General features: G+C 55.6%; 6 protein-coding genes. 4 read left to right on the forward strand and 2 right to left on the reverse strand.

Annotated features, from left to right (window positions below; translation table 11 throughout):
• Positions 1 to 58 precede the first annotated feature (58 nt).
• The 4 genes from JWR17_RS09355 to JWR17_RS09370 all read left to right on the forward strand — a co-directional run bounded on the left by JWR17_RS09355 (position 59) and on the right by JWR17_RS09370 (position 4,038).
• On the forward strand, positions 59 to 223 hold the full coding sequence (locus JWR17_RS09355) for a DUF1328 domain-containing protein (protein WP_297835794.1): 165 nt from the start codon (positions 59 to 61) through the stop codon (positions 221 to 223).
• A gap of 5 nt (positions 224 to 228) precedes the next feature.
• Entirely contained in the window at positions 229 to 714 is a 486-nt protein-coding gene (locus tag JWR17_RS09360) for an inhibitor of vertebrate lysozyme family protein (protein ID WP_299830540.1), read from the forward strand.
• 567 nt (positions 715 to 1,281) lie between these two features.
• On the forward strand, positions 1,282 to 2,613 hold the full coding sequence (gene gltP / locus JWR17_RS09365; RefSeq protein WP_299830541.1) for a glutamate/aspartate:proton symporter GltP: 1,332 nt from the start codon (positions 1,282 to 1,284) through the stop codon (positions 2,611 to 2,613).
• 186 nt (positions 2,614 to 2,799) lie between these two features.
• A complete protein-coding gene (locus tag JWR17_RS09370; RefSeq protein WP_299830543.1) occupies positions 2,800 to 4,038 on the forward strand; it encodes a nucleoside recognition domain-containing protein in 1,239 nt (412 codons plus the stop codon).
• 95 nt (positions 4,039 to 4,133) lie between these two features.
• On the opposite strand, the gene JWR17_RS09375 is transcribed toward JWR17_RS09370, so the two are convergent.
• Both JWR17_RS09375 and JWR17_RS09380 read right to left on the reverse strand, forming a co-directional pair.
• Positions 4,134 to 5,264 (reverse strand): DUF5924 family protein, encoded by a 1,131-nt coding sequence (locus JWR17_RS09375; protein ID WP_299830545.1) that lies wholly within the window; start codon positions 5,262 to 5,264, stop codon positions 4,134 to 4,136.
• Between the two features lie 174 nt (positions 5,265 to 5,438).
• A partial coding sequence (locus JWR17_RS09380) for a pitrilysin family protein (RefSeq protein ID WP_299830547.1) occupies positions 5,439 to 6,290 on the reverse strand: 852 nt, incomplete at its 5' end.

Here is a 6,290-nt window from a genome sequence, read left to right on the forward strand (position 1 = left end):
AGTAGTTTAATTTTTGATTAAACGATCAACGAAAATACGAAATGTAAGGAGAGTCATCATGTTGAGTTGGGCTGTTACATTCCTGATTATTGCTATCGTCGCTGCTGTCTTGGGCTTTGGTGGTATCGCTGGCACCGCTGCCGGAATCGCGAAGATCCTTTTCGTTGTCTTCCTGGTGTTGTTCGTAGCCTCGTTTATTTTCGGCCGCCGGGGTCGAGGTTAGAGGCCATGCGGAGCAAGTCTTTGCAGCTGAAGTCCTTGCATCTGTTTGTTTCAGCCGTCGTGTATCTGGGCAGCAGCACCTTTGCTGCCGCATCCAATGATGGCCAAACCCGGGTTAACGAGCTGTTAAGTTCGTCGCCTGAGTATCGCCAAACCTGGATGCACCTGGTGAAGCAAGAGGAGCGGTTGCCTGATTGGGTGATCAACCTGTCAGGGGCTTCGGATCCCATGACGGCAGTGACTGAGCACGGCGACAAATATTTGGTCGGTCCTTTGTGCGAGACCCAAGACAGTTGCTTGAACAATCGACTTATCGTGGCGGTCAGTTTCGATAAAAAAGATGCGTATGCGATGTGGGTGCAGGTACCCGCAGGATTACCTGCCGACAAGTCACCGACTCGGCACGCTGATTACCGTTTCCTCGGCAAGCCTGATAAAGACATGCAGACGTTACTGATGGAGCAGTTAAAGAAAGATCCGAAGTGGTACTGAGTACCGTTTGCTCATGCGGATCGAGGCAACACTCGATAGCGTGACTTAGAAGTACTGCGTCGCCTGAAGAAGGTGCGCGCATGACCAAGGGGCCGGGTTGTTTTGATTGCAGGTGGATCGGAGCGACCTAGGAATACAGGGAGTATTTCCATTCATTTGGGCCGGGTCGGGGGAGGAGCGGTACCGCAAGTCCGTGATATTGAGTCTGAAATGGATTCGCCGGACTTGCGGCCCAACACGTCATTGACCACCTATCTAGAAATCCCCTCATTCATTGCGCTGAGTCGTTCTGTCGAATTTCCCCTCCGTTGTCGAAAATCTCGAATCTCCTTTGCCCTACAGGCAGCGTCCTTAACCGTTTGAAGGCTAGCTGCAGCTTCTATCAGGCGGTTCCTATACGACGGTGAAAGAAAAAAACCCTTAGTAATCATGCCGATTCGGCATGAGGTAGGCGTTTACGGCATTAGACGTCGTGTCTCTGCGTGGGAATAGTTGCGCCTTTTTTCGCGTGCAACAGAGCCAGGATGCTCATCCGCACTGACCTTCTACTTTGATAAAGGGTAATAAATGAAGAAGGCAAAGCTAAGCCTCGCCTGGCAAATCCTGATTGGTCTGGTGTTAGGGATTGCAATCGGCGCCGTGCTTAACCATTTCGGTTCGGAGAAGGCCTGGTGGATAGGCAACGTTCTGCAGCCGGCGGGCGATATCTTCATTCGCCTGATCAAAATGATCGTCATCCCGATTGTGGTGTCTTCGCTGATCGTCGGTATTGCCGGTGTCGGTGATGCGAAGAAGCTGGGGCGTATCGGCCTGAAGACGATTTTGTATTTCGAAGTGGTGACGACCATTGCGATTCTGGTCGGGCTGGTTTTGGCGAATGTGTTCCATCCGGGTACCGGTATCGACTTGAGTACCTTAGGTACCGTCGATATTTCCAAGTATCAGGAGACTGCCGCAGAGGTTCAGCACGAACATGCGTTCATTCAGACGATCCTCAACCTGATCCCGTCGAATATCTTTGCCGCCATTGCTCGCGGCGACATGCTGCCAATCATCTTCTTCTCCGTGTTGTTTGGCCTTGGGCTTTCTAGCCTGAAACCGGAGCTGCGTGAACCGCTGGTGACGATGTTTCAGGGCGTCTCGGAAAGCATGTTCAAGGTCACGCACATGATCATGGGCTATGCGCCGATCGGTGTATTTGCTTTGATCGCGGTGACGGTTGCCAATTTCGGTTTTGCCTCGCTGCTGCCGTTAGCCAAACTCGTGTTGCTGGTTTACTTCGCCATCGCCTTTTTCGCCTTCGTTGTGCTGGGGACCATCGCCCGCCTGTTCGGCTTTTCGGTGATCAAGCTGATGCGCATCTTTAAAGACGAACTGGTGCTCGCTTATTCAACCGCCAGCTCGGAAACCGTGTTGCCGCGGGTAATTGAGAAGATGGAAGCCTACGGTGCGCCGAAAGCCATCTGCAGCTTCGTGGTGCCAACCGGGTATTCGTTCAATCTCGACGGTTCAACCTTGTACCAAAGCATCGCGGCCATCTTTATTGCCCAGTTGTATGGCATTGACCTGTCGGTGGGTCAGCAGCTCATGTTGGTATTGACCTTAATGGTCACGTCAAAAGGCATCGCTGGTGTCCCGGGCGTCTCGTTCGTGGTGCTGTTGGCAACCTTGGGCAGTGCTGGTATTCCATTGGAAGGCCTTGCGTTCATTGCCGGTGTCGACCGGATTATGGACATGGCCCGTACGGCATTGAACGTAATCGGCAACGCCTTGGCGGTGCTAGTGATCGCCCGTTGGGAAGGTATGTACGACGACGCCAAGGGCCAGGACTATTGGAACTCCCTGCCGCACTGGCGCAGCAAAACGCCGCTGCCAGTGGCTCAGTCGCCTCAGATCTAACGTTGTAAACACCTGTAGGAGCCAACTCGTTGGCGATATAAGCCGCACCGAGGTGTTTCAGAACGATCGGGTTGTTTGTCTCGCCAACAAGTTGGCTCCTATAGATTGGCGACGTGGTTATTCCCGCCTTATTTGTCGCCAACCCTCCCCACCGCTATCATCGCCGCATCTTCTGGGGGACTTCTGATGCTCAATGGCCTATGGCTTGGCTTTTTTGTGGTGGCGACGGTGTCGGCGCTGGCGCAATGGATCTTCGGCGGTAATGCCGGGATCTTTGCCGCGATGGTTGAAAGTATCTTCGCCATGGCCAAGTTATCGGTCGATGTGATGCTCTTGCTGTTTGGCACACTCACCCTGTGGCTGGGGTTTCTGCGAATTGCCGAAAAGGCCGGGATTGTCGATTGGCTGGCCAAAGTACTCGGCCCTTTGTTCCTGCGCCTGATGCCGGGCGTGCCAGCAGGCCACCCCGCGCTAGGTCTGATTACCCTCAACTTCGCCGCCAATGCCCTGGGCCTGGACAACGCGGCGACGCCGATTGGCTTGAAAGCCATGCGTTCGCTGCAGGAGCTGAACCCCAGCCCCGACACTGCCAGCAATGCGCAGATTCTATTTTTGGTGCTTAACGCCTCGTCGCTGACCTTGCTGCCGGTGACGATTTTCATGTACCGCGCGCAACAAGGCGCGGTCGACCCGACGATGGTATTCCTGCCGATTCTGCTGGCAACCAGCGCCTCGACGTTGGTTGGGTTGTTGTCAGTGGCCTTCATGCAGCGCCTGCGGCTGTGGGACCCGGTTGTCCTGGCGTACCTGATTCCAGGAGCTTTGGCCCTCGGTGCCTTCATGGCGTTCCTCGCCGGACTGTCGGCGGCCGCATTGGCCAGTTTGTCGTCGATCCTCGGCAACGTAACCCTGTTCGGGCTGATCATGACCTTTTTGCTGATTGCCGCCTTTCGCAAGGTAAAGGTCTACGAAGCGTTTGTGGAAGGCGCGAAAGAAGGCTTCGACGTCGCCAAAAACTTGCTGCCTTATCTGGTCGCGATGCTCTGTGCGGTGGGCGTGTTACGGGCATCCGGTGCGTTGGATTTTGGCCTTGATGGCATCCGGCACTTGGTGCAATGGGCGGGGCTGGACACGCGGTTCGTCGATGCGCTGCCCACGGCATTGGTCAAACCGTTTTCCGGCAGCGCCGCCCGGGCAATGCTCATCGAGACCATGAAGAATCAAGGTGTCGATAGCTTTCCGGCGCTGGTGGCGGCGACGATTCAAGGCAGCACTGAAACCACGTTCTACGTGCTGGCGGTGTACTTTGGCTCGGTGGGCATCCAGCGCGCCCGACATGCTGTCGGTTGCGCGCTGCTGGCAGAGTTGGCGGGTGTGATTGCCGCGATCCTTGTCTGTTACTGGTTTTTTGGCAGCGTTGCATAACGCAAGGAACGCCACAACCACCCACTAGAAAAGTCAGCGGGGCAACAATCGAGAGGCGCTGCCGGCCAGAGAAGTTAAGGTCATAAGTTCCGAGCTTAGTTGGTTTGCTCTGGGGTGGAAGGTGTGGATTGTGGCGGTGCTGGCTCCGAATCGTCGGTCCCCGGTTTAACGCCTAACGGGTCGCCTGTCGGGCGGGTCAATGTGGCCTGGTTTGTATCCGTGACCACAAATCGCAAGACGCCGATCAATTGGCCGTCTTCGGTTTCCACCCTCACCTGCCAGCGGCCCACTGAATCATCCGGGAAATTCTGCTTATGGGTCCAGGCACGATAACCTTCTTTGCGCCCGCCGTGGATATCCAGGGCGATACGATCCACTTCTCGGCTTCGGTGCCGCCAGACGTGATAGATGCGCTCGTCCAGGCCGCGCGGCGCATTGATCGAGGTGTAGGCATATAAGCCATTTTTGCGTAGCTGGCTGGTACTGATCTCCTCGACGCTATCCCCAGGTGTGCGGTTCTGGTCGTCGAAGTCGGTGCTGACCGCCACTTCGGTCATCCATAACGTTGCCGGTGGTACCCACGAACGCAACAACCAGCCCGCGCCACCGATTGCCAGGGTCATTGCCAGCAGCAACAGCACACGCCGCCAGTGATTGATCGGGAAACTGGATGCCATGCTGGGAAATGACAACAGCATGGCAATGCCCAGCGACAGCTTGTAACTCTCGGCGGTGGTCAGGTGCAAAATCACCGGCAATGCCGTGAGCAAGGCTGCGAATAACGTCAGGGTGTGGAAGGCCAGGAACAGCCAGCGTTTAGAGGCCAGCCACTTGTAATACAGCGGATCTATAATCGACACCAGCGCCGCTGCGCCCAGCAGGGTAGTGAACACCAATTGGCCGCTGTTCCAAGTGGTGGTGATAAAGAAAAAGGGCAGGACGAAGAACAGACTTTCCTGATGAATCATTTGCGTGCCGTAACGCAATAATGGCTCTGGAACCTGGCGTTTGAAAATACGCGTGAAGAGCTTCATCACGCTGTTCTCGAACATCAACCACAGCCAACTGACTAGCAGGATCGTGGCGATCCAGGTCGCCAGGCCTTCTTGGCGATCGACCAGAATGAAGCTGCTGATGCCCGATACAAACCCGAAAAACGCAATCACCCCTGGGTAACGCTTCATCAAGTCCAGTACGCGGGTTACGTAGCGATTCCAATCCGGCATTCGACACTTCGCTGTGTTTGTAGGAAAAATCCCCGACAGAGTAGCCGATATCGGTAGGAGCCAACTTGTTGGCGAGGCAATGGCCAGATATAGCCGACATAAAGCTCTTCGCCAACACGTTGGCTCCTACAGGGGTTGCCAAAATCCTTGGCAGCGAATTCATTCGCGAAGACGTCAGACGGCGCGCCGCCTACGCTTGCGATTCATCAAACTCGCAATGAGCACCAATATGGCAATGAGTCCGGCCACTAACCCATACAACGCGTTGTAACTAAGCAGCGGTTGTTCAATGCGCAGGTAGCCGGGCTGTGCCAGTAATCCGCGTAAGGCTTGATTGGCGCTGTCCAGGCTGACTGCTTTGATCCGCCGTGCAGGGTCGGCGAAATGGCCGTTGTCGTAATCACCCAATGACCCCCAATAATAATCAGCCAAGGCGCTATTACCTTGCGCCGACCACGCCAGTTTATCGATGGCCGCCTGCTGCAAGCGGGCGAACACCGCCGGGTCGAGGCCGTCTTTTTGCAGGCGAGCCATTAACGTGCGGATGGAGTGTTTTGCCTGATCGATATCACCGCGATCAAGGTCTGCGTTCAAGCTCATGAAGCCGGTGTCGCCAAAGACTTCGCGCTCGCTCCATGGCCCGTAAGACAGGCCGTCGTTTAGCCGCAACGTGCGGTACAGCGCCCAATCAAGGTAGTCCTGAAGCAGCTCGTAGGTTTCGTCATGCTGCTGCGCCAGCACCGGCTCAGGGAAAAACCAATGCAAACGAGCGCCCTCGCCCAGGCCGCCTTTGATCAACGTGCGCTCGGCGTCCGCCTTGTGACTGATGGATGGCAGAGGCGGATGGTCGCCAGGTTCCGTAGCCATCAGTTGACTGTAGGTGCGCTCCAGATACCCTGGCAAAAGCCGATCAAGGTCACCCACCACGATCAACGTCATGTTGTTGGCTGCGTACCAGTCGGTGCGTACTTTTTCGACCTGCTCCAGGGTCAGCGATTCGACGCGGGGCCGTTCTGCACAATTAAG

The organism is Pseudomonas sp., from assembly GCF_028293835.1.
GTDB lineage: Bacteria > Pseudomonadota > Gammaproteobacteria > Pseudomonadales > Pseudomonadaceae > Aquipseudomonas.

Excerpts from the sequence above, each read along its gene's own strand:
- JWR17_RS09360 (WP_299830540.1), top strand. The coding sequence starts at position 229 with ATGCGGAGCAAGTCTTTGCAGCTGAAGTCCTTGCATCTGTTTGTTTCA.
- JWR17_RS09355 (WP_297835794.1), top strand. The coding sequence starts at position 59 with ATGTTGAGTTGGGCTGTTACATTCCTGATTATTGCTATCGTCGCTGCT.
- gltP (WP_299830541.1), top strand. The coding sequence starts at position 1,282 with ATGAAGAAGGCAAAGCTAAGCCTCGCCTGGCAAATCCTGATTGGTCTG.
- JWR17_RS09375 (WP_299830545.1), bottom strand. The coding sequence starts at position 5,264 with ATGCCGGATTGGAATCGCTACGTAACCCGCGTACTGGACTTGATGAAG.
- JWR17_RS09370 (WP_299830543.1), top strand. The coding sequence starts at position 2,800 with ATGCTCAATGGCCTATGGCTTGGCTTTTTTGTGGTGGCGACGGTGTCG.